Annotated in this window: 20 protein-coding genes; 7 read left to right on the top strand and 13 right to left on the bottom strand. The window is 69.9% G+C overall.

Annotated features, from left to right (window positions below):
- Positions 1-12 precede the first annotated feature (12 nt).
- From glmM to ACIA03_RS25495, 4 genes are all read right to left on the bottom strand, one after another.
- On the bottom strand, positions 13-1,368 hold the full coding sequence (gene glmM / locus ACIA03_RS25510; RefSeq protein WP_396987789.1) for a phosphoglucosamine mutase: 1,356 nt from the start codon (positions 1,366-1,368) through the stop codon (positions 13-15).
- A 104-nt stretch (positions 1,369-1,472) separates the two neighbouring features.
- Positions 1,473-1,973, bottom strand: coding sequence for a 30S ribosomal protein S9 (gene rpsI / locus ACIA03_RS25505; protein WP_396987787.1), 501 nt, complete (start codon positions 1,971-1,973; stop codon positions 1,473-1,475).
- Positions 1,974-1,987: 14 nt separating this feature from the next.
- On the bottom strand, positions 1,988-2,431 hold the full coding sequence (gene rplM, locus ACIA03_RS25500) for a 50S ribosomal protein L13 (protein WP_008362447.1): 444 nt from the start codon (positions 2,429-2,431) through the stop codon (positions 1,988-1,990).
- A gap of 311 nt (positions 2,432-2,742) precedes the next feature.
- Positions 2,743-3,276 (bottom strand): hypothetical protein, encoded by a 534-nt coding sequence (locus ACIA03_RS25495; RefSeq protein ID WP_396987784.1) that lies wholly within the window; start codon positions 3,274-3,276, stop codon positions 2,743-2,745.
- Between the two features lie 252 nt (positions 3,277-3,528).
- On the opposite strand from ACIA03_RS25495, the gene rocD reads away from it, so the two are divergent.
- The gene (gene rocD, locus ACIA03_RS25490; protein WP_396987782.1) at positions 3,529-4,767 is read left to right on the top strand and encodes an ornithine--oxo-acid transaminase; all 1,239 of its coding nucleotides are present in this window, start codon (positions 3,529-3,531) and stop codon (positions 4,765-4,767) included.
- A 68-nt stretch (positions 4,768-4,835) separates the two neighbouring features.
- Here the strand turns inward: rocD and ACIA03_RS25485 are convergent, their stop codons facing one another.
- Together ACIA03_RS25485 and ACIA03_RS25480 are read right to left on the bottom strand one after the other, a co-directional pair.
- A complete protein-coding gene (locus ACIA03_RS25485; RefSeq protein WP_396987780.1) occupies positions 4,836-6,428 on the bottom strand; it encodes a hypothetical protein in 1,593 nt (530 codons plus the stop codon).
- A 106-nt stretch (positions 6,429-6,534) separates the two neighbouring features.
- Positions 6,535-7,122 (bottom strand): TetR/AcrR family transcriptional regulator, encoded by a 588-nt coding sequence (locus ACIA03_RS25480; protein WP_396987778.1) that lies wholly within the window; start codon positions 7,120-7,122, stop codon positions 6,535-6,537.
- 49 nt (positions 7,123-7,171) lie between these two features.
- Here ACIA03_RS25480 and ACIA03_RS25475 point away from each other — a divergent pair, with 49 nt between their 5' ends.
- The 4 genes from ACIA03_RS25475 to ACIA03_RS25460 are packed head-to-tail and all read left to right on the top strand — an operon-like array spanning position 7,172 to position 10,643.
- Positions 7,172-8,701 (top strand): flavin-containing monooxygenase, encoded by a 1,530-nt coding sequence (locus tag ACIA03_RS25475; protein ID WP_396987776.1) that lies wholly within the window; start codon positions 7,172-7,174, stop codon positions 8,699-8,701.
- On the top strand, positions 8,698-9,534 hold the full coding sequence (locus ACIA03_RS25470) for an SDR family NAD(P)-dependent oxidoreductase (protein WP_396987774.1): 837 nt from the start codon (positions 8,698-8,700) through the stop codon (positions 9,532-9,534). The genes ACIA03_RS25475 and ACIA03_RS25470 overlap by 4 nt, the downstream gene beginning before the upstream one ends.
- Before the next feature lie 16 nt (positions 9,535-9,550).
- Positions 9,551-10,102: a DUF402 domain-containing protein gene (locus tag ACIA03_RS25465; RefSeq protein ID WP_396987772.1), complete on the top strand. Its 552-nt coding sequence runs from the start codon at positions 9,551-9,553 to the stop codon at positions 10,100-10,102.
- A 4-nt stretch (positions 10,103-10,106) separates the two neighbouring features.
- On the top strand, positions 10,107-10,643 hold the full coding sequence (locus ACIA03_RS25460; protein ID WP_396987770.1) for a DUF402 domain-containing protein: 537 nt from the start codon (positions 10,107-10,109) through the stop codon (positions 10,641-10,643).
- Between the two features lie 84 nt (positions 10,644-10,727).
- On the opposite strand, the gene ACIA03_RS25455 is transcribed toward ACIA03_RS25460, so the two are convergent.
- The gene (locus ACIA03_RS25455; RefSeq protein WP_396987768.1) at positions 10,728-12,074 is read right to left on the bottom strand and encodes a threonine/serine exporter ThrE family protein; all 1,347 of its coding nucleotides are present in this window, start codon (positions 12,072-12,074) and stop codon (positions 10,728-10,730) included.
- 82 nt (positions 12,075-12,156) lie between these two features.
- Here ACIA03_RS25455 and ACIA03_RS25450 point away from each other — a divergent pair, with 82 nt between their 5' ends.
- On the top strand, positions 12,157-13,284 hold the full coding sequence (locus ACIA03_RS25450; protein WP_396987766.1) for a glutamate--cysteine ligase: 1,128 nt from the start codon (positions 12,157-12,159) through the stop codon (positions 13,282-13,284).
- On the opposite strand, the gene ACIA03_RS25445 is transcribed toward ACIA03_RS25450, so the two are convergent.
- The 5 genes from ACIA03_RS25445 to ACIA03_RS25425 form a co-directional block, all read right to left on the bottom strand.
- Positions 13,281-14,405, bottom strand: coding sequence for an aromatic acid exporter family protein (locus tag ACIA03_RS25445; RefSeq protein WP_396987764.1), 1,125 nt, complete (start codon positions 14,403-14,405; stop codon positions 13,281-13,283). The genes ACIA03_RS25450 and ACIA03_RS25445 overlap by 4 nt on opposite strands.
- Before the next feature lie 153 nt (positions 14,406-14,558).
- On the bottom strand, positions 14,559-15,209 hold the full coding sequence (locus tag ACIA03_RS25440) for an HNH endonuclease family protein (protein ID WP_396987762.1): 651 nt from the start codon (positions 15,207-15,209) through the stop codon (positions 14,559-14,561).
- A 109-nt stretch (positions 15,210-15,318) separates the two neighbouring features.
- Positions 15,319-16,131, bottom strand: coding sequence for an MBL fold metallo-hydrolase (locus tag ACIA03_RS25435; protein WP_396987760.1), 813 nt, complete (start codon positions 16,129-16,131; stop codon positions 15,319-15,321).
- Between the two features lie 6 nt (positions 16,132-16,137).
- On the bottom strand, positions 16,138-17,379 hold the full coding sequence (locus tag ACIA03_RS25430; protein WP_396987758.1) for a site-specific DNA-methyltransferase: 1,242 nt from the start codon (positions 17,377-17,379) through the stop codon (positions 16,138-16,140).
- Positions 17,380-17,389: 10 nt separating this feature from the next.
- Positions 17,390-17,914 carry a hypothetical protein gene (locus ACIA03_RS25425; RefSeq protein ID WP_396987756.1) on the bottom strand — a complete coding sequence of 175 codons (525 nt, stop codon included), beginning with the start codon at positions 17,912-17,914 and terminating at the stop codon, positions 17,390-17,392.
- A gap of 77 nt (positions 17,915-17,991) precedes the next feature.
- On the opposite strand from ACIA03_RS25425, the gene ACIA03_RS25420 reads away from it, so the two are divergent.
- Complete coding sequence (locus ACIA03_RS25420) at positions 17,992-18,567, top strand: mismatch-specific DNA-glycosylase (RefSeq protein WP_378815606.1); 576 nt, start codon at positions 17,992-17,994, stop codon at positions 18,565-18,567.
- A gap of 4 nt (positions 18,568-18,571) precedes the next feature.
- Here ACIA03_RS25420 and ACIA03_RS25415 read toward each other — a convergent pair whose 3' ends face one another.
- Positions 18,572-19,729 carry a hypothetical protein gene (locus tag ACIA03_RS25415; protein WP_396987754.1) on the bottom strand — a complete coding sequence of 386 codons (1,158 nt, stop codon included), beginning with the start codon at positions 19,727-19,729 and terminating at the stop codon, positions 18,572-18,574.
- Between the last annotated feature and the right edge of the window lie 27 nt (positions 19,730-19,756).

Here is a 19,756-nt window from a genome sequence, read left to right as displayed (position 1 = left end):
AGTGACGAACGATCAGAGCGCGAGCCGCGCCCGCACGACGTCCGCGAGCCGCTCCGCACAGGCCTCGGCCTCGTGATGGGTGGGGGCCTCGACCATGACACGTACGAGGTTCTCGGTGCCGGAGGGGCGCAGCAGGATGCGCCCGGAGCCGGCCAGGGCCTTCTCCTCGGCGGCGACGGCCTCGAGCAGCCCGTCGTCGGTCTTGCAGCGGCCCTTGTCGACGCCCTTGACGTTGAGCAGGACCTGCGGGAGGCGGGTGACGACGGAGGCGAGGTCGGCGAGCGTACGTCCGGTGTCGGTCATCCGCTGCAGGACGTGCAGGGCGGTGAGGATGCCGTCGCCGGTGGTGGCGTGCTCGCTCATGATGATGTGGCCGGACTGCTCGCCACCGATGGCGTAGCCGCCCCGGCGCATCTCCTCGAGCACGTAGCGGTCGCCCACGGCGGTCTGCTTGACCTGCACGCCGGCGGCCGACATCGCCTTCACGAAGCCGAGGTTGCTCATCACGGTGACGACCACGGTGTCGTCCGGGAGCCGGCCGGCGTCGTGGAGCCCGAGGGCGAGGACCGCGATGAGCTGGTCGCCGTCGACCAGGTTGCCCTCGGCGTCGACGGCCAGGCAGCGGTCGGCGTCGCCGTCCCAGGCGAAGCCGACGTCGGCGCCGTGCTCGAGGACCGCCTTCTGGAGCATCTCGGGGTGGGTCGAGCCGACCCCGTCGTTGATCGAGAGACCGTCGTTGGCGTCGTTGATCGCGATCACCTTCGCGCCGGCCTGGTCCAGGGCCAGCGGCCCGGCGGCCGCGGCGGCGCCGTTGGCGCAGTCGACGACGACGGTCAGCCCGTCGAGACGCCGCTCGAGCGTGGAGATCAGGTGGGCTGCGTACGTCTCAACCGGGTTCTCGTGGGACGAGATCCGGCCCACCGACGCACCTGTCGGGCGGTCCCAGGGCTCGTCGAGATGGGCCTCGATCCGGTCCTCGAGCACGTCGTCGAGCTTGTGCCCGCCGCGCTGGAGGAACTTGATGCCGTTGTCGGGCATCGGGTTGTGCGAGGCCGAGATGACCACGCCGAGGTCGGCCTGGAGAGCCGCGGTGAGGTAGGCGACCCCCGGCGTCGGCAGCACGCCGACGTCGATCACGTCACAGCCGGCTGAGGCGAGACCGCCAGCGACCGTGGCCTGCAGGAACTGTCCGGAGACGCGCGAGTCGTTGCCGACGACCGCCAGCGGCTTGCGTCCGCTCCCGGAGTTCCGCAGCTCCTCGGTGAGGACCAGTGCCGCGGATGTCGCCAGGTTCTGGGCGAGCGAGGCGGTGAGGATGTCGCCGTTCGCGAGACCGCGAACTCCGTCAGTGCCGAAAAGGCGTGCCACGTCCGTGTGACCTTCTTTCGTACGTCGGCCCCCGCCCGAAAAATGAGTCGGGGTGCCTCGGCGAGCCGAGGCACCCCAACAATGCTAGGCGATCGCGAGGGCGATCAGCGCTTGCTGAACTGCGAGGCCTTGCGGGCCTTCTTGAGACCGGCCTTCTTCCGCTCCACGACGCGGGCGTCGCGGGTGAGCAGACCGGCCTTCTTGAGGGTCGGGCGGTTGGCCTCGACGTCGACGTCGTTCAGCGCACGGGCCACGCCGAGACGCAGCGCGCCGGCCTGGCCGGCGATGCCGCCGCCGTCGATGCGGGCGATCACGTCGAAGCGGCCCTCGAGCTGCAGCGCGGCGAACGGCTCGTTCGCGATCTGCTGGTGCAGCTTGTTGGGGAAGTAGTCCTCGATGGTGCGACCGTTGATGGTCCACGAGCCGGTGCCCGGAACGATCCGGACGCGGGCGACGGACTCCTTGCGGCGACCGGTGGCGGCGGCCGGGGCGATGGTCGCCGGGCGCTCGGGGGTGTCGGCGGACGGGGCGCTCTCGGAGGTGTACGCGAGGCCCTGCTCGTCGGTCTCGAAGGTCTCCTCGACCTCTACGGTGTTCTCAGTCATGTCCTGGTCCTGGCTCACTGGGCGATCTGCTTGATCTCGAACGGAACGGCCTGCTGCGCGGCGTGCGGGTGCTCAGGGCCGGAGTAGACCTTCAGCTTCTTGAGCATCTGACGGCCGAGCTTGTTCTTCGGCAGCATGCCCCACACCGCCTTCTCGATCGCCTTGCGAGCGTCCTTGTCCAGGACCTCACCGATCGGGGTGGCCGTCAGGCCGCCCGGGTAACCCGAGTGACGGTAAGCCAGCTTGGTGGTCTTCTTGTTGCCGGAGAGGGAGACCTTCTCGGCGTTGATGACGATGACGAAGTCGCCGGTGTCCGCGTTGGGCGCGAAGATCGCCTTGTGCTTGCCGCGGAGGAGCTCGGCAACCTGGACAGCGAGGCGGCCGAGACGGACGTCGGTCGCGTCGATCACGAGCCAGGCGCGCTCGATGTCGCCCGGCTTGGGAGCGTAAGTACGCACGTGTGCCTTCTTAGTTCGTAGTGCCCGCCCAGCGGATGCAGGAGGCGGGATGTTGCTGCGTGGCTTCTGACGAACACGGCCCGGCTTGCCCTGCCTCTGGGAATCCCAGCGACAGCCATCCGGATCTGCGCCCCTGACCGTGCGAAATATGATCAGGACGCGGCAGGAGTCACGACCGAACAAGGTTACGAGCCCCCGCGTGGCCCGGCCAAATCAGCGCGGCCAATTCGGCGCCGACAAGTCAGCGCCGACAAATCAAGACGTACGCCGCCGGTCGGGGAGCCTGGCGGCGTACGCGATCTTGGGGTTGGTCAGCTCGACTGACCCTCGGAGGACTGCCCGTCGGGCCGCTCCTGCTGCTGGTCGAAGCCGGGACCACCGTCGCCCTGGCCGAAGTCGGGCCTCTCGCCGCCGTCGGGCATCTGGCCGTAGGGCATCGGACCGCCGCCACGCCGGCCCAGCTCCCGCTGGCCCTGGTCGGGGCCACCGTCGACGACGGCGCCGACTCCCGCGGCGACACCACCGCCGAGGACGAGGCCGGCCACCGCAACGGCGGCGACGCTCTTCCACCCGAAGACCCGCTCGGAGAGCTTCTTCCTCGGTGCCGCCGGGGTCACCGGTGCCACCGGGGCAGCATCCGGAGGACCGTAGGCGGGCGGCGCGGGCTGCTCGGCGGCGGGTTGCTCGGCGGGCGGCGCGGGCTGCTCGGCGGCGGGTTGCTCGGCGGGCGGCGCGGGCTGCTCGGCGGCGGGTTGCTCGGCGGGCTGCTCGGCGGGCTGCTCGGCCGTCGGCTCCACCGGCTCCGCCGGCTCCGGAGCCTCGTCGTTCGTACTCTTGTCGCTCATGTTTCCAGCGTCCGCCGGGTTCCTGTGACGAGGCTGTGCCAGACCTTTGGCTTCGGTGACAAAGCACGACGTACGCCACGCGAGCACGTGACGTTCGAGCGGAAGCCGCGCGAGCCCGACCGGTATTCACCGCGCATCACCGCCCTGGCGACAACGATGGGACATCTGGCGTAGCCTGCTCGTAGGATTGTCTGACAATCAGATGATCTTGGCTCAGATCACCGAGAACACCCCACGAGATGGAGGAGTGCGATGACCCTGCTCAACGAAGCTCAGGACACCGTTGCGACCAGCCTGACCCCCGCCGCGTTCGCGGCCGCCGAGGCGCACTCCGCGCACAACTACCACCCCCTCGAGGTGGTGATCAGCCACGCCGAGGGCGCCTGGGTGACCGACGTCGACGGTCGCCGCTGCCTCGACATGCTGGCCGGCTACAGCGCGCTGAACTTCGGTCACGGCCACCCCGCACTGCTGTCCGCCGCCCGTGAGCAGCTCGACAAGGTCACCCTGACCTCGCGCGCGTTCGTGCACGACCAGTTCGCCGAGTTCACCGCCCGCCTGGCCGCGATGTGTGGCAAGGACATGGTGCTGCCGATGAACACCGGCGCCGAGGCCGTCGAGACCGCCATCAAGGTCGCCCGCAAGTGGGGCTACGACGTCAAGGGCGTCCCTGCCGACCAGGCCGAGATCATCGTGATGGCCGGCAACTTCCACGGCCGCACCACCACGATCGTCGGCTTCTCCGACGACGCCGACGCGCGCGACGGCTTCGGCCCGTTCGCCCCCGGCTTCGTGATGGTTCCGTACGCCGACCTGGCCGCCATCGAGGCCGCCATCACCCCCAACACGGTGGCTGTGCTGGTCGAGCCGATCCAGGGCGAGTCCGGCGTCGTCATCCCCGGCGACGACTTCCTGATCGGGCTCCGCGAGCTCTGCACCCGGTCGAACGTGCTCTTCGCCGCGGACGAGATCCAGGCCGGCCTCGGCCGCACCGGCTACACCTTCGCCTGCGACCACGCCGGCGTGAAGCCGGACATGTACATCCTCGGCAAGGCGCTCGGCGGCGGCATCGTCCCGGTCTCGGCGGTCGTCGCCGACCGCGACGTGCTCGGTGTCATCGGCCCCGGCCAGCACGGCTCCACCTTCGGCGGCAACCCGCTCGCCTGCGCCGTCGGCACCGCCGTCATCGACCTGCTCGAGACCGGCGAGTTCCAGGCCCGCGCCGAGGCGCTCGGCCAGGTCCTGCGCGACCGGCTGATGGCGATGGTCGGCAAGGGCATCGTCGGCTTCCGCTCCCGCGGCCTGTGGGCCGGCGTCGACATCGACCCGGCCGTCGGCACCGGTCGCGAGATCTGCGAGCGCCTCCTGGCCCGCGGCGTACTCGCCAAGGACACCCACGGCTCCACCATCCGCCTCGCGCCGCCCCTGGTGATCGCCGAGGACGACCTCCACTGGGCCCTCGACCAGCTCGAGGCGGCCGTCTCGGCCTGACCCAGCGATACGACGGGACGTTCTTGTCGGTTACCGATTGGTAGACCGACAAGAACGTCCCGTCGTATCTAGCCCCGTTCCGGTGCCGGCGGCACCGACTTGGCGACCTCGGGCATGACGAAGACGTTGCCGATGTAGACGTCCTTCGAGGTGAGCGGCACGAACCGGACCCGTTCGTGGGCCTCCCGCTCCGCAGTGAAGGTGACCCAGCGGTTGCCGTACGTCGCGGAGCTCGCGTTGATCGTGCCGAAGTAGGTGCCGCCGACGTAGACCTTCGCCCGACCGTAGGACGGGCCGACGCGATACTGGATCCGGAGCCGCCTGGCCGACCAGCGATCGGTCGAGCGCAGGGCGCTGCCGAACTCGTCGCGAGACCGCACCGACGACCAGATCTTGCCGCCTGCCTCGCTGCCGACACCGGCGGTCCAGTTCAGGTGCATCGGCTCCAGCGGCGCGTACGCGCACTTCCAGGCCGTCCACGCCGAGTGGTTGCCGGCCGCGTCGTAGGCCCGGATCCGCTGGCACCTGGCCGTGCCCGCGAAGTCCACGTTCATCGACATCGCCGTGCTGGTCGTCTGGTAGTAGCCGCCGTCCACGTAGGAGGTGTCACCACCCCACTTGCTGGCGACCTCGTAGCCGGCGACCTTCACGTTGTCGCTGGCCTTCCAGCTTGCCTTGACCCCGTAGACACCGTTGCTGTTGCGAACGGACGGGAACGTGGGCGCGACCGTGAACGACGTCATGCGCGGGGACACGCTGTCCGTCCCCGTCGTGGTGTGCTCGTCCGGGATGGTGGCCCACATCGAGGGCCGCGACGTCACCTTGCTCGTCCCGAGCGGCGCGGTCGCCCGCAGCGCCCACAGCGACACGAACCGGAACGGACGGCTCGACGAGAGCGCCCGGACCCGGATCGTGCCCTTGAGGTTGGCGGTCTTCTGCCGCGTGACGTACTTGTAGCCGTACTCCTTGGCATAACCGCTGACCTCGCCGAGGTAGGTCGACCCGATGTAGATCCTCGCCTTGCCGTAGGCCGGTCCGGTCCGCACTCGCATCCGAACGCCCTTGGCGAGGTACGTTCCCGAGTTGACCGGGTTGCAGCAGGCGCCGTTGGCGCGCACGACGTACGTGAACGGGGTCACGTCGAAGCCACGCTCCAGTTCCTCGGTGCCCAACGGGGCGTAGGTGCACCGCCACCCGGACCACGGCCCGGCCGCGCCGGCGGCGTTGACGGCGCGCACGCGGCGGCACGCTTGGTCGCCGGAGTAGACCGCCGGGGCGATCGAGGTGCGCGACGCCGGGTAGGAGTCGATCGTGGAGCGGTAGCCGGAGTACATCGTCCCGGCGTACACGGTGTTCGACGCGCGAACGAAGGAGCCCGCCCGGGCCCCGTGCCAGGACTGCACCTGATACTTCGCGACCCCGGTCGTCGTCGACGGCGTCCACCGATAGGCCGGGGTGGCGCTCCAGTGGGACCCGCGCCAGCGCATCGCCGAGGGGGTCAGGAACGTCGGATACGAGGTGCTGGCGATCGTCGGCGCGGCCGGCTCGGCGGCGGATGCAGACGGACCTGCGGAAACGGGACTGAGCGCGGCGACGACCACCGCGACGGCTCCGACGGTACGCAGCGTGCGCGCACGCACGACAGCACTGAACCACGACATGCTTCGAGACTCCTGGGGATGACGCTCACGGACATCCCGGAGCACAGAGGCCGAACAGTAAAGCCACACGGGACTCGTCGAGCAGGCCCGATCGGGCTATTCGCGCCTAGTCCTTTTCGGGCAGCATCTCCAGCAGCACCGGCAGCGACCCCGCCAGGAGCTCCAGCAGCTTCTCGCGTGACAGTCCGGCGGGGTCTGCCTTCCAGGACAGCACCAGCTCCTCGGACATGGCCTGCCAGCCCCTGACGATCAGGCGCGCGGCCGGCGTGTCCTCCACGAGGTCGGCGCCGGCATCGAAGATCCGGAGCCCCAGCACACCGAAGGCCTCGTCGTAGATCTCGCGCAGGACCGGGTCGCTCGCGGCGCCGCGGACCATCGAGACGTACCCCTCGTAGTTGGCGTCGACGAAGTCCACATAGGCGGTCATCGAGGCGAGCAGGCGCTCGACCGGTTCCCCGGTCTCGGGCGGCGCGGTCTGGGCGACGAGAGCGTCGGCGGCGCGGCGTACGACCGCTTCGCGGAAGGCCATCTTGTCGCCGAAGTAGTGGTAGAGCAGCCCGCGCGAGATGCCGGCCTCGCGTGCCACCACGTCGATCGAGATCTCGTCGAGGGAGTGGCGTGCGAAGAGGCGAATGCCCAGGTCGAGCAGCTGCTCGCGGCGCTGCTCGGGCGTCAATCTCGTGCGTTGGCTCATGCCACCCATTCTATTGACATCTGTTCAATAGGCAATCCATACTCGAAGTATGACCACTGCTGACCTCACCCACGTCGACCATCTGATCGTCGGCGCCGGCTTCGGGGGCCTGTGCGCGGCGATCAAGCTCGAGGAGGACGGCGAGCGCGACTTCGTCGTCATCGAGAAGGGCTCCGGTGTCGGTGGCACCTGGCGCGACAACACCTACCCCGGCGCCGCGTGCGACGTCCCCAGCCAGCTCTACAGCTACTCCTTCGCGCTCAACCCCGACTGGTCGATGAGCTTCTCGCCCCAGCCGGAGATCGAGGCCTACATCAAGAAGGTCGCCGAGCAGTCCGGCACGCTGGACCGCTTCGTCTTCGACACCGCGATGACCTCCGCGACCTGGGACGAGACCCAGCAGCGCTGGCTCGTCGAGACCGAGGGCAACGGCGGGAAGAAGACGTACGCAGCGACCACCGTCATCGCCGGCCCCGGCGCGCTCTCCGAGCCCAAGCTCCCGGACATCGAGGGCATCGACAGCTTCCAGGGCGAGATCTTCCACTCCGCGCAGTGGAACCACGACGTCGACCTCACCGGCAAGCGGGTCGCGGTGATCGGCACCGGCGCCAGCGCGATCCAGATCGTGCCGGAGATCCAGAAGAAGGCCGCCCGCCTCGACGTCTACCAGCGCACCGCGCCCTGGGTCCTCCCCCGCAACGAGCACCGTTACTCCAAGCTCGAGAAGGCCGCCTTCCGCCACGTCCCGGGCGTCCAGCGACTCGCTCGTGCGGCGGTCTACTGGGGCCTCGAGGTCCGCGTCCTGGGCCTGGCCGTGCAGCCCAAGCTCACCCTGGCCCACCAGCTGATGGCGCAGAACAACATCCGCCGCGGCATCAAGGACCCCGAGCTGCGCCGCAAGGTCACCCCCGACTACACGCTCGGCTGCAAGCGCACGCTGATCTCCAACGCCTACTACCCGGCGCTGGCCGCCGACAACGTCGACCTGATCACCGACGGCATCGCCCGGGTGAGCGAGAACGCGATCGTCGCCAAGGACGGCACCAGCCGCGAGATCGACGTCCTCGTCGTGGCGACCGGCTTCTACACGACCGATCTCCCGATCGCCCACGCCATCACCGGCAGCAAGCGCCGCACCATGGCCGAGCGGTTCGCGGAGACCGGGATGAGTGCCTACAAGGGCACCACGGTCCCCGAGTTCCCGAACCTGTTCTTCGTGGTCGGCCCCAACACCGGCCTGGGCCACTCCTCGATGGTCTACATGATCGAGTCGCAGGTGGCCTACATCCGCGATGCCATCCGCACGATGCGTACGAATGCGTACGCCACCGTCGAGCCGACCGAGGACGCCACCTCCGCCTGGAACGACGACCTGCAGCGCAAGATGGACAAGACCGTCTGGTCGGACGGTGGCTGCGCATCGTGGTATCTCGACGAGCACGGCCGCAACACCACCCTGTGGCCGACCTTCACGTTCCTGTTCCGCCACCTGACCAGCAAGTTCGACGTCGACAAGTATGTCGTCACCGCCGCCGACGGCCAGCAGGCCGACAAGACCCAGGAGAGTGTTCCCGCATGAAGTCCTTCGACGACAAGGTAGTCGTACTCACCGGAGCCGGCTCCGGCATCGGCCGCGCCCTCGCGGTCAACCTCGCCGGCCGCGGCGCCCGCCTGGCGCTCTCCGACGTCAACGAGGCCGGCCTGGCCGAGACCGTCGAGCTCGCCAAGCAGGCCGGGGCACGCGAGATCAAGGAGGACAAGCTCGACGTGGCCGACCGCGAGGCCTTCAAGACGTACGCCGCGGGCGTCACCGCCCACTTCGGCACGGTCAACGTGGTCGTCAACAACGCCGGCGTCGCACTGTCGGGCCGGGTCAACGACCTCGACTGGGACGACATCGACTGGATCATCGGCATCGACTGGTGGGGCGTCGTGCACGGCACGAAGTTCTTCCTGCCCGCCCTGATCGAGTCCGGTGACGGGCACATCGTGAACATCTCCTCGCTGTTCGGGCTGGTCTCCATGCCCGACCAGGCGTTCTACAACGCGGCGAAGTACGCCGTGCGCGGCTTCACCGAGGCCCTGCGCGAGGAGATGCTCATCGACGGTCACAAGGTGGGCGTGACCTCGGTCCACCCCGGCGGCATCAAGACCGCGGTCGCCCGCAGCGCCCGCGTCTCGGCCAAGGACGACCAGGCCGCGACCGCGAAGTTCTTCGACGAGAAGCTCGCCAAGATGGAGCCCGAGCGAGCCGCCGAGATCATCGTCAAGGGCATCGAGAAGAAGCAGGCCCGCGTGCTGGTCGGCCTCGACGCCCACGTCATCCACAACTTCGGCAAGTTCACCGGCTCGCGCTACCAGGACCTGGTCGCGCTGGGAGCCAAATACGTGCTGCCGAAGAAGAACGCCTGAGGCAGAATCGGCGCCCATGCGCTTCGAAGCCGGCCACCCCGTTCGTGTCGAGTTCACGAAGTGGGGTGGCCGGCCTCATTGGTCGTTCGGCGGGCTCTACCTCGGCGAGGACGAGCACGGTGAGTGGATCGGTCACCCGGCCGGCACCCGTGCCGTCAAGCCGAACGACAGCTACATCGCCGGCTGGTCGTGGCTCACCCTGTCACCCCGCAAGGATCCCGCCCATCTGGTCAGGATCAACGGGCAGGGGCAGCCCCAGGACATCTACGTCTACGTCGACATGGCCACGGCACCCGTATGGACGGACACGGTGCTGAGCTGCGTCGACCTCGACCTCGACGTGATCGAGCTGCGCGACGGAACCGTGATGCTGATCGACGAGGACGAGTTCGCCGAGCACCAGGTCTCGCTCGACTATCCGCCTGAGGTCATCGACCTGGCCCGGGCAACGGCGGACCGCGTGCTGCCCGAGGTGAGGGACCACGTCGCGCCGTACGACGGTTCCGCCGAGCGCTGGTTCGAGATCCTCGACCGGCTCACACCGCCGGCGCCGGTCGTGGCAGATTGACCCCATGACGCGCTTCGAGGCAGGGGAACGGATCCGGGTCGAGATGACGAAGTGGGGCAACAAGCCCCATTGGGGCTTCGACGGGATCTACCTCGGCGAGGACGAGCACGGCGAGTGGATCGGCCACCCGGTCGGCACGGAGTTCGCCCGGCCGGGCAAGGGGTGGGTCGCCGACTGGGACTCGGTCAGTCTCATCCCTCACCGCGACGCTGCCCATTTCGCTGCCTTCAACCGGCCGAACGAGCGGGTGAGCTCGCAGATATATGTCGACATGTGTACTCCGCCGATGTGGCAGGACTCGACGGTCACCTGCATCGACCTGGATCTCGACGTGGTCAAGAAGTTCGACGGCTCGGTCTACATCGACGACCAGGACGAGTTCGAGCACCACCAGCTCGAGTTCGGCTACCCGCCCGAGATCATCTCGATGACCGAGGACTCCGCCGAGCGGGTCTATCTCGCGGTCAAGGAGGGGCGGGCGCCGTACGACGCCACTCCTGAGCGCTGGTTCGAGGTGCTGAGCCTTCATCAAGGTATGTAGCCGAAGGCGCACATCCCTCGCGGAGCTCCGCCAGGGATCTGTTCCTTTCCCTGCATACCTTGACGAAGGAACGCCCCGCCGCGCCTAGGAGTCGGTATCGGCGACGGGCACCGGCGTCGCGGCCCGGTCCTTCCGCAGCGGACCGACCAGGCGCGGCCCGGCGAGCCGCGTCTCGATCCGCCAGGAGCGGCGGCTGAGCGGCTGGGCGATGAATTCGCCCAGGTAGACACCGGAGGCGAGGGCGAGGGCGACCGAGGCCGCGGTGAAGAGGGCGACCAGGCCGACCGAGGTGGTCGCCGGCGTCTCCTGGGCCAGCATGGTGAGACCGCGGTAGATCGAGTAGCCGGGCAGGAACGGGACGACCGACGAGACCACGACGACCAGCGGCGGCACCCGCAGCTTGGTGGCGACCGAGTAGGCCACCAGACCGATGAAGAGGGCGGCCACGGCCACCCGCCACGTACGTCCGACGTCGCCGGGGACGACGATGGAGAGGATCACGGCGATGCCGGCGATGACCGCGATCGGAGCCAGCGTCCGCTTGGGGGCGTACGCCGCGTAGGCGAAGGCCGCGGCACCGACCGCACCACCCGCGGTGGCCAGGGTGAGCGACTGCAGCGAGGTGGCGCCGCCCGAGACCGCGGAGTGGATCGGCACCCCGACCGCGCGCGCGAAGACCAGGCCGCCGGTGACCCCGGCGATGATCCCGGCCGTGGAGACCAGCGCCTCCATGATCCGGGCGCTGGCGGTGACGTGGAACCCGGTCAGGGCGTCCTGCAGTGCACCCATGAAGCTGATCCCGGCCAGCATCACGGTGATGTTGGCGGTGATCGAGGTGGAGACGTCGAGGTCCAGCGGCAGCGCCGCGGCGATGACCGCGAGCAGCGTGGCCAGGCCGGCGCCGGCGACCTGCAGGTAGAACAGGGGCAGCCGCCACCCGCGGTGGAGGAAGTGCTGCAGCTGGTCGATCGCGGCGCCGGAGATGAACGCGAGGACGATCACCCAGAGCTCACCGCCGACGTAGACGGTGAACGCGGCGGCCATCACCGCCATGCCGAGCGTCGCGGCCCAGCGCGGCCGGCGGTGGCCTCCGGAGATGATCCGGCCGAGCGCGATCCGGGCACCCTGCAGGTCCACCTCGTCGCGTACGACCTGGCGGACCAGGTGGTCGACCGCGGTCAGGTGGTCGTAGTCGATCGTGCGGTTCTTGACCTGGCGCGTGGTGTGGATCGGGATCGCCTCTGGGTCGGCCTGATAGCTCATCGAGAGGCTGGTGTAGGTGACGTCGACCTCGGCTCCGCGGAGCCCGAGATGCTGGGAGAGCGACCTCATCGTCGCGGTCACGTCAGCGGCCCCGGCGCCGGTCGAGATCAGCAGCTCACCGACGCGGAGGCAGAAGTCCAGAGTCAGGTTCACCTCGCGCGCGTCCACCGTCACAGGGTGCCATCGGGCCGGTGATCGACAGGCATTCACGATGCTCGACAAACGGGCCCGTGCAAGGAACGCTCAATACATGCGGATCGACTTCCATCCCTCGCCCCGGCCGACGCTCGGCGTCGAGTGGGAGCTCGCGCTCGTCGACCGCCAGACCCGGGACCTCGTCAACGTCGCCGACCACCTCTTCGCCCGGGCCAAGGCACGGGTTCCCAACCCGGAGCGGATCCACAAGGAGCTGCTGCGCAACACCGTCGAGATCGTCACGGGGGTCTGCGAGACGGTCGAGGAGGCCATGGACCAGATCCGCGAGACGACCTCCGGCGTCGTACGTGCCGGCGACGATCTCGGGGTGGACCTCTTCGGCGCCGGGACCCACCCGTTCGCGTCCTGGACGACGCAGGAGCTGTCCGCGGGACATCGCTACGAGGAGCTGATCAACCGCACCCAGTGGTGGGGGCGACAGATGCTGATCTGGGGCGTGCACGTGCACGTCGGGATGCCGGAGCGGGACCGCGTCATGCCGGTCCTCAACGGGCTGCTGACCTACTACCCCCACTTCCAGGCGCTGTCGGCCTCCTCCCCGATCTGGGCGGGCGTCGACACCGGCTACGCGTCCAACCGGGCGCTGATGTTCCAGCAGCTGCCGACCGCCGGGCTGCCGTTCCAGTTCGCGACGTGGCAGGAGTTCGAGGCGTACGTCTCGGACCAGACGATCACCGGCGTGATCGAGGAGATCAGCGAGATCCGCTGGGACATCCGGCCCTCGCCCCGGATCGGCACCATCGAGAACCGGATCTGCGACGGGGTCTCCACCATCCAGGAGCTGGCCGCGATCGCCGCGCTGGCCCACTGTCTCTGCGTCGACCTGGACGCCCGGATCGCGGCCGGGGAGCCGGTGGCGACGATGCCGCCGTGGCACGTCCAGGAGAACAAGTGGCGTGCCGCCCGCTACGGCCTGGACGCGATCGTGATCCTCAACGACGCCTCCGAGGAGCGGCTGGTCACCGAGGACCTCGCCGATCTGCTCGTCCGGCTGGAGCCGGTGGCGGCGCGCCTCGGCTGCGAGAAGGAGCTCGCCGGGGTGCACGACATCATCCACAAAGGCGCCTCCTACCAGCGGCAACGCGCGATCGCGGCGTCGACCGAGGGTGATCTGGTCGCGGTCGTGGACTCGGTCGTACGCGACCTGCGCGGGTCGCTCTAGGCCGTTCGGCGCGACGGCAGCGGCGGCAGCGCGTCGGTCGCCTCGAACTGCCCCATCCCGGTGACCCCGAGCAGGTCGACGATGATCGACCTGATCTGGACGAGGATGACCTCGGCGTTGAGGGATTCCGTACGCTCCACCTCGGCCGAGTGGTCGCCGACCGCGAGCAGCACCGACCTGGCCTCCCCGCTCAGCCCGTCCGGGCCGAGCCCCGCGGCGAGCTCGGCCTCGACGACGTCGACGGCGTCTGCGAGTCCGAAGGCCAGCTGGTAGTAGCTCTCCGGCACGATGTCCCCGCGATAGGCCGACACCGCCGCCCGCCGCACCAGCACCCGGGTGCTGCGCAGCGCACGGTCGAGCGGCTCGACGAGCTCGGCCATCCGATGCACGTGGCTGCGATGCCGGAACCGGAAGGGCGACACCGCCAGCACCGACATGCCCTCGTCGGAGGCGTCCTGCAGCTCGCGGATCAGCGGGTCGGTGGCGCGCGCGTCGGCGAGCACCTTGAGCCCGTGGACCGCGTCGGCGTCGAGCATCACCTGGCCGGCGGCACGCAGCAACGAGGCGATCTTCTTGGCCACCACCGCGGCCTGCTCACCGGGCCGCCGCAGCGGCGCGGCGGGCACGATCGAGGCCGCCACCAGCGCGACCGCGCCGCCGATCAGCGCGTCGGTCCAGCGGGTGAACGCCGCGCCGGGCGTCGGCAGCAGCCCCATCACGAAGATCGACTGCACCGCCGCCTGGTTGCGGAAGACCTGCCCCGAGGAGATGAAGATCCCCACGGCCATGGCCATCGCGACCACCAGGGTCATCTGCCAGGCACCCTCGCCGATGACCTGCACCACGATGTCGCCCAGGAACACCCCGAGCGCCACCCCGATGGTCACCTCGGTCACCCTCCGCAGTCGCTGGCCGTAGGAGGTGCCGAGGCTGACCACAGCCGCGATCGGCGCGAAGACCGGTTGTGCGTGGCCCAGCAGTCCGGCCGCGATGAACCACGCCGCCCCGGCCGCCCCGGCGGCCTGCAGCACGTGCCACCGCTTCGACTTCAGCCGCGCCAGCCGGCGACGTACGTCGGACTCCACCTGCTCCCGTGTGACCCGTGGGGCAGAGAACGCCATGGCCGCGATCCTATCTGTCCAGACCCCGCCGAGACGTCACCCGCGTCGGCCGAGACGTCAGGCCCGTCGGCCGAGGGGGCATGACAGCGCCCACTCGGCCGACGCAGGCGACGCCTCGGCCGACCTAAGCGACGCCTCGGCGGGATCGAGATGTCAGCGGGCGCGGGTCACCGAGACGGTCTGGCTGCCGCAGCCGTTGGCGGAGGTGAGGTTGGTGAGGGCCGACTTTTCGGTGCTGTCGACGGAGAGGCGCCAGCGGATCTTCACCGAGACGAACTCCTTGAGATAGCGGCACTTCTGCTGGGCGGGCATCCACTCGGCCGGGTCCTGGTCACCCTTCGCCTGGTTGACGTTGTCGGTGACGCCGACGAGGGAGCCGTAGTAGCCGAGGTCGTTGGCGTAGTCGCGGCGCTCGGTCGAGGTCCAGGTGCGGGCGCCGGAGTCCCAGGCCTCGGCGAGCGGGACCATGTGGTCGATGTCGATGTCGCTGGTGAGGGTCCAGGAGACGCCGTCGTAGTAGGAGTACCAGCGGCCGCCCGACAGCGAGCAGCCGGAGCCGATGGTGGGGGCCTCCTCGGCCTCCGCGATCAGCACCTCGTTGCGGGTGTTGCAGCCGTCGCCGTCGGCGTCGATCCAGTGCTGGAAGAGGTCACGGCTGTAGCCGGTGCGGTTCTCGGCCGCGACGGGAAGGTCGCCGATGGCGGTGGAGAGCGGCTGGGAGTAGGACTCGGCGTGTGCTGCTGCCGGAATCGTGAGCGGCACGAGGGCGCCGCAGGCAAGGATGAACAGGCCACGGAGTTTCATGGGGGTCTCCCGAGGTGAGGTGTTCGGTCGCCCCCAGACGATGCCGCGTTTTACGCACCTCGTGTAACGCGGTTACCAGATGTTGCAAGAAGTTCATCCAGCGGCGCGATCACGCCGAGATGAACGGCTCCGTCAGATGCGGTGTCGCCAGGTGCAGCGTGGTGGCGGCTTCGCGGCTGAGCATGCGCTCCCTCGAGTGCCTGGCCGCCTCAGGGTCGATCTCGGGTGCGTAGGCGATCTCGGGGTGGAGCAGCTGGAGCGCGTGCACCAAGAGGTCGCCGGTGACGAGCGCCAGCTCGCGCCCCTCGGCGACCAGCACGCTCTGATGCCCGGGCGTATGACCGGGCGTGGCGACCGTACGCCCGGCGCGCAGGGTTGTGTCGCCGTCGAGGAGCCGGAGCCGACCAGCCGCCGCGAGCGGGTCGGTGAGGGTCTCGCGAAGCTGGGGGTTGAGCGCGTCGAGGGCGTCGTACTCGGCCCGCTGGAGCAAGTATTCAGCGTTCGGGAAGTAGGGGCGGCGGCCGTGGGCCTCGGTCACGACAGCCCATCCGACATGGTCGGTGTGCAGATGCGTGAGCACCACCGTGTCGACCTCGGCCGGATCGATGCCCGCGGCGTCGAGCGACCGAGGAAGCACACCGGGCACGGGCGCCCACGAGGCGGCGGGGCCGTCCGCCGGACCGATCCCGGCGTCCACGACGGTGAGGCCCTTGTCGCCGCGGATCGCGAAGGCACGGAACTGGAGCCGCCAGCGGCCCTCGGCGTCGACCGCGCCGGGATCGTAACGGTCGACCTCCGCCCACTGCGCGGCCGTGGCCTCGGGGAAGGCATCGGCGCGCGGGGAGAAGAACGGGCCCTCGCCGTCGGGGAGGGCGATGATCTCGGTCGAGCCGATCCGGAGCCGGGGAACGCTGAGGGCCATGGCGTTCTACGCACCCCGCGTGATGCCAGATGTCTCGAGAAGCTCATCCAGGTCGCGCTCGACCAACCCCGCGGCGCCGCCGTTCCCGTGCGCCGCGACCACGGCCCGCAGACGCGCGCGGGTGATGTCGGAGACGTACGCCATCTCGGCCTTGGCCGCGTTAGAGCCCGGCCGGGTCGTCTCGGCGATCTGGACCGACCAGCACGTACGCCGCGCCCCGTCCTCCACGTTGGCCAGCGCGACCGCGTGGCCGGTGGTCCCGGATCCGGCGAAGAAGTCGAGGACCCGCGCGTCGGCCGGCATGGTGGCCAGGATCCGCCGGATCAGGCCGGTCGGCTTCGGCGACTCGAACAGCGGCCCCACCAGCGACTTCAGCTCCGCGACGGCGGAGTCGGTCGAGCCGATCTCCTCGGCCAGCCAGATCGTGGTGAGCTTCTTGCGCCGCGCGTCGCCCGAGGCGTCGCGGGAGAGCCAGTCGCGCTGGTAGACGTCGACCCGCTCCCCCAGCTTCCCGCGTACGCGACGGCACATCAGGTCGTCGGGACGGGCCGCGATCAGCGGAGCGCTCCACCGCCAGACCGCGGGACGGCCGTCACCGAAGACCGGCCAGATCTCCTGGCCACCGTCGAACGGCTCGACATCGACGCGGCCGGAGTCCGGGTCGCCCCACACCGGGAAGTGGAGCGTCCTGGCGGTCGCCGGGTTGAACTTCTTGTTGGTGTTGCGCAGCGGCAGTCGCCGGTAGTGGCGCCCGTCGTCGGTGACCAGCGGGAAGTCCTGCTCGTTGACGGCCTCGGGGATGCTGGACTCCAGCGCACAGGACCGGGCGTCCTTGGCGTAGACCAGCAGATACTCGTGGGACGTCGCGAAGCCGTTGCCGAGCTGGCGGCCCTTGGGGTTGAGGTTGACCACGATCTGCGCGAGCTGGTTGCGCTCGTCGAAGACCTCGTCCATCAGGACCTTGAGGTGGGCGGCCTCGTTGTCGTCGATGGAGACGTAGATCGCCGCGCGGTCGGTCATGACGGCGCGCGCCGCCTCCAGCCGGGGCCTCATCATCGCGACCCACGCCTCGTGGCGGCCGGCCCGCTTGCCGTCCTTCCCGCGCCGGTCGTCGTGGTAGGCGAAGAGACTGCCGGTGTTGTAGGGCGGGTCGATGTAGATCAGGTCGAAGGTCTCCCCCGCCACCGCGAGCGCCCGGAGCACGTCGAGGTTGTCGCCCTCGACGAAGGTGTTCCACGGCTCCCCCACGCGGCGAACGTTAGCCGACGGGCAGGTCGACCGAGAGCAACGCGACCGATCGCTCGGCGACCAGGCACTGGATCTTGGTGCTCTTCGGCGGGGTGACGTGCAGGACCACGTCGTCGCCGCTCGTCGAGGCGGTGATGGTCGCCGGGTCCGGCGCCTCGCAGCCGTCGTAGACCGTCTGGGCGTACAGCCGCTGGCCTGCCGGGACGTGCGCGAGCAGCGTGGTCGCCTTCGTGGTGAACGATTCCTGGAGCGAGGTGCCGAGAGTGGCTGCGTACGCCTTGATCGCGGCCGCGTCCGGGAGCGGCGTCGCGGTCTTCTCCAGGTCACCCTCCGCCGCGCCGCCGGCGGAGACCAGGCCGCGTACGGGCTTCTCCGAGCTCGGCGGCCGGGACGGCTCGGGCTGCGGCTTCGGGGTTCCGGAAGAGGAGGCCGACGGACTCGAGCCCGGGTCGGTCGCTTCGTCGGAGGTGCCGCAGGCGGAGATCAGGAGCGCCGTCGCAGCGAGTGCGAGTGGGAGGAGACGCGTGGGGTGCATATTCCACATACTCCCCACGGCACCCGGCTGTTGCACCCCCGGACGGCCGGTCGTTACGCAGATGGAAGGATCACGCCGTGGCCCGCTTCACCCAGGCCGAGCTCCAGACCTACTACGGCGCCTCGGTCCCCGACCTCCTCCCGGCAGACGACCAACCGCTGCGCCTCCTCTTCGTCGGCATCAACCCCGGCCTGTGGACCGCGGCGACCCAGACCCACTTCGCGCACCCGCTCAACCGCTTCTATCCCGCGATCTTCCGGGCCGGGATCACCACCCGTCCGATCGACGCCTCCGCGGGGATGACGCCGGAGGACCGCGACTACTTCCGCGCCCGGGGCATCGGGTTCACCAACATCGTCCGGCGCGCGACGGCCAAGGCCTCCGAGCTCTCCAACGCCGAGCTCAAGGAGGGCGGCGCCGAGCTGTTCTCCCTGGTCGCACGGCGGAAACCGGCCGTCGTCGCGATCGCCGGGATCACCGCCTACCGCACCGCGTTCAACCGCCCCAAGGCCAAGCAGGGCCGCCAGCCCGAGCCGCTGGCCGGCGCCGAGCTCTGGGTCGTACCGAACCCGTCAGGTCTCAACGCCCACGAAACCGTCCCCACCCTCGCCGCGGCCTACGCCGAAGCAGCCCGCGCCGCCGGCCTGATCTGAGGCCTCAGAACCCCGACGGGGCCTCCGGCAGCTCCGGGACCCCGAGCTTGGCCAGCAGCGCGACCGCATCGTCGGCCGAGACTCTCGCGGACTGTGAGTGCAGCATGTCGTCGACAGCGAGGTCCACCTCGGCGGTGAGGCAGACGAGCACGTCCTCGCCCTCGGCCTCGGCCGGCCCCTGGAAGGCGAGCACGGGCAGGTAGGCGAGGTCCAGGGAAGCGGCCTTCTGCAGGAGACGTACGGCGGCGAGCACGTCGGCACGCGGATCAGCGACCTCGAGCGGGCGGCCCTCGACGGACGCCGCCCCGTCGGCCGGCACCTCGACCACACCGGCGGTCGAGGGGATGTCGTACTGCTCCACCACGGCGATCCCGCCGGGATGCACCACGACGGCCTCGATCTCGCGGCCGGAGACCGGCACGTTGAGCACCACCAGCGCCGACTCGAGCTGGCCGAGCGCCTGGCGGAGCTTCTCCTCGCCGAAGGTCTCCGGGGCGCCGAGATCGAGCATCCAGCCGCCCGCGGCGGTGGCGACCCACGCGGCGGTCTCCTGCTCCTTGAGCGCCATCAACTTCTCGGCCTCCTGGCGCAGCCGGTCGCGCTCGAGCGCCGCGTCGTGGGCCCGCCGCCGCTCGTCGTCGAGCTCGGCGCGCAGCATCGCGACCTCGCTCTCGGCCAGCTGCTGCAGCTCACGGCGCCGCTCCGCCTCCCGGGCACGCTCCTCGGCCGCCTGCTTCTCGGCCTTCAGCCGGGCGACCTCGAAGCGGCGTACGCCTTCTTCCAGGAGGCCGAGGGTGCGGTCGGAGACCGCGACATCGGCGCCGGACTCGAGCCGGTCCCGCAGCGCACCCCAGTTGACCTCGGGATGGTCGGTGACCAGCGCCTCCAGCACCTTCACGAGTACGTCACCCTCGACCCCCACCCGCGAGGCCAGCGAGGCCTGGTTGAACCGAGCGGGAGCGGGAGCCGCGGTCGAGGCAGGAGCCAGGCTCCACTGCCCCGGCGGCCCCTCGACGAAGCCGCCCGACTTCAGCACGGAGAGCAGCTCCTCCTCGGTCAGCAGCACGCGTTTGCCCTTCAAAGCGGCGCGCAGGACCTGCAGGCTCAACGGAGCCCGCAGGCGCAGGATCTCGGCGACGGCCGGCTTGGAGGATTCAGGCATAAGGGCTGGTTGGAGGGGTCGTTCTCG

The sequence above is a fragment of the Nocardioides sp. NPDC051685 genome (assembly GCF_044453405.1).
GTDB lineage: Bacteria > Actinomycetota > Actinomycetes > Propionibacteriales > Nocardioidaceae > Nocardioides.
The sequence above is the reverse complement of the archived record's forward strand: the minus strand, read 5'-3'. Positions and strand labels throughout refer to the sequence as shown.

Bases quoted from the DNA above. Each gene is read 5' to 3' on its own strand.
- ACIA03_RS25450 (WP_396987766.1), top strand. From the start codon at position 12,157: ATGCGGATCGACTTCCATCCCTCGCCCCGGCCGACGCTCGGCGTCGAG.
- ACIA03_RS25445 (WP_396987764.1), bottom strand. From the start codon at position 14,405: ATGGCGTTCTCTGCCCCACGGGTCACACGGGAGCAGGTGGAGTCCGAC.
- rocD (WP_396987782.1), top strand. From the start codon at position 3,529: ATGACCCTGCTCAACGAAGCTCAGGACACCGTTGCGACCAGCCTGACC.
- ACIA03_RS25435 (WP_396987760.1), bottom strand. From the start codon at position 16,131: ATGGCCCTCAGCGTTCCCCGGCTCCGGATCGGCTCGACCGAGATCATC.
- ACIA03_RS25415 (WP_396987754.1), bottom strand. From the start codon at position 19,729: ATGCCTGAATCCTCCAAGCCGGCCGTCGCCGAGATCCTGCGCCTGCGG.
- ACIA03_RS25480 (WP_396987778.1), bottom strand. From the start codon at position 7,122: ATGAGCCAACGCACGAGATTGACGCCCGAGCAGCGCCGCGAGCAGCTG.
- ACIA03_RS25425 (WP_396987756.1), bottom strand. From the start codon at position 17,914: ATGCACCCCACGCGTCTCCTCCCACTCGCACTCGCTGCGACGGCGCTC.
- ACIA03_RS25465 (WP_396987772.1), top strand. From the start codon at position 9,551: ATGCGCTTCGAAGCCGGCCACCCCGTTCGTGTCGAGTTCACGAAGTGG.
- ACIA03_RS25495 (WP_396987784.1), bottom strand. From the start codon at position 3,276: ATGAGCGACAAGAGTACGAACGACGAGGCTCCGGAGCCGGCGGAGCCG.
- ACIA03_RS25470 (WP_396987774.1), top strand. From the start codon at position 8,698: ATGAAGTCCTTCGACGACAAGGTAGTCGTACTCACCGGAGCCGGCTCC.
- ACIA03_RS25485 (WP_396987780.1), bottom strand. From the start codon at position 6,428: ATGTCGTGGTTCAGTGCTGTCGTGCGTGCGCGCACGCTGCGTACCGTC.
- ACIA03_RS25460 (WP_396987770.1), top strand. From the start codon at position 10,107: ATGACGCGCTTCGAGGCAGGGGAACGGATCCGGGTCGAGATGACGAAG.
- ACIA03_RS25475 (WP_396987776.1), top strand. From the start codon at position 7,172: ATGACCACTGCTGACCTCACCCACGTCGACCATCTGATCGTCGGCGCC.
- ACIA03_RS25440 (WP_396987762.1), bottom strand. From the start codon at position 15,209: ATGAAACTCCGTGGCCTGTTCATCCTTGCCTGCGGCGCCCTCGTGCCG.
- rpsI (WP_396987787.1), bottom strand. From the start codon at position 1,973: ATGACTGAGAACACCGTAGAGGTCGAGGAGACCTTCGAGACCGACGAG.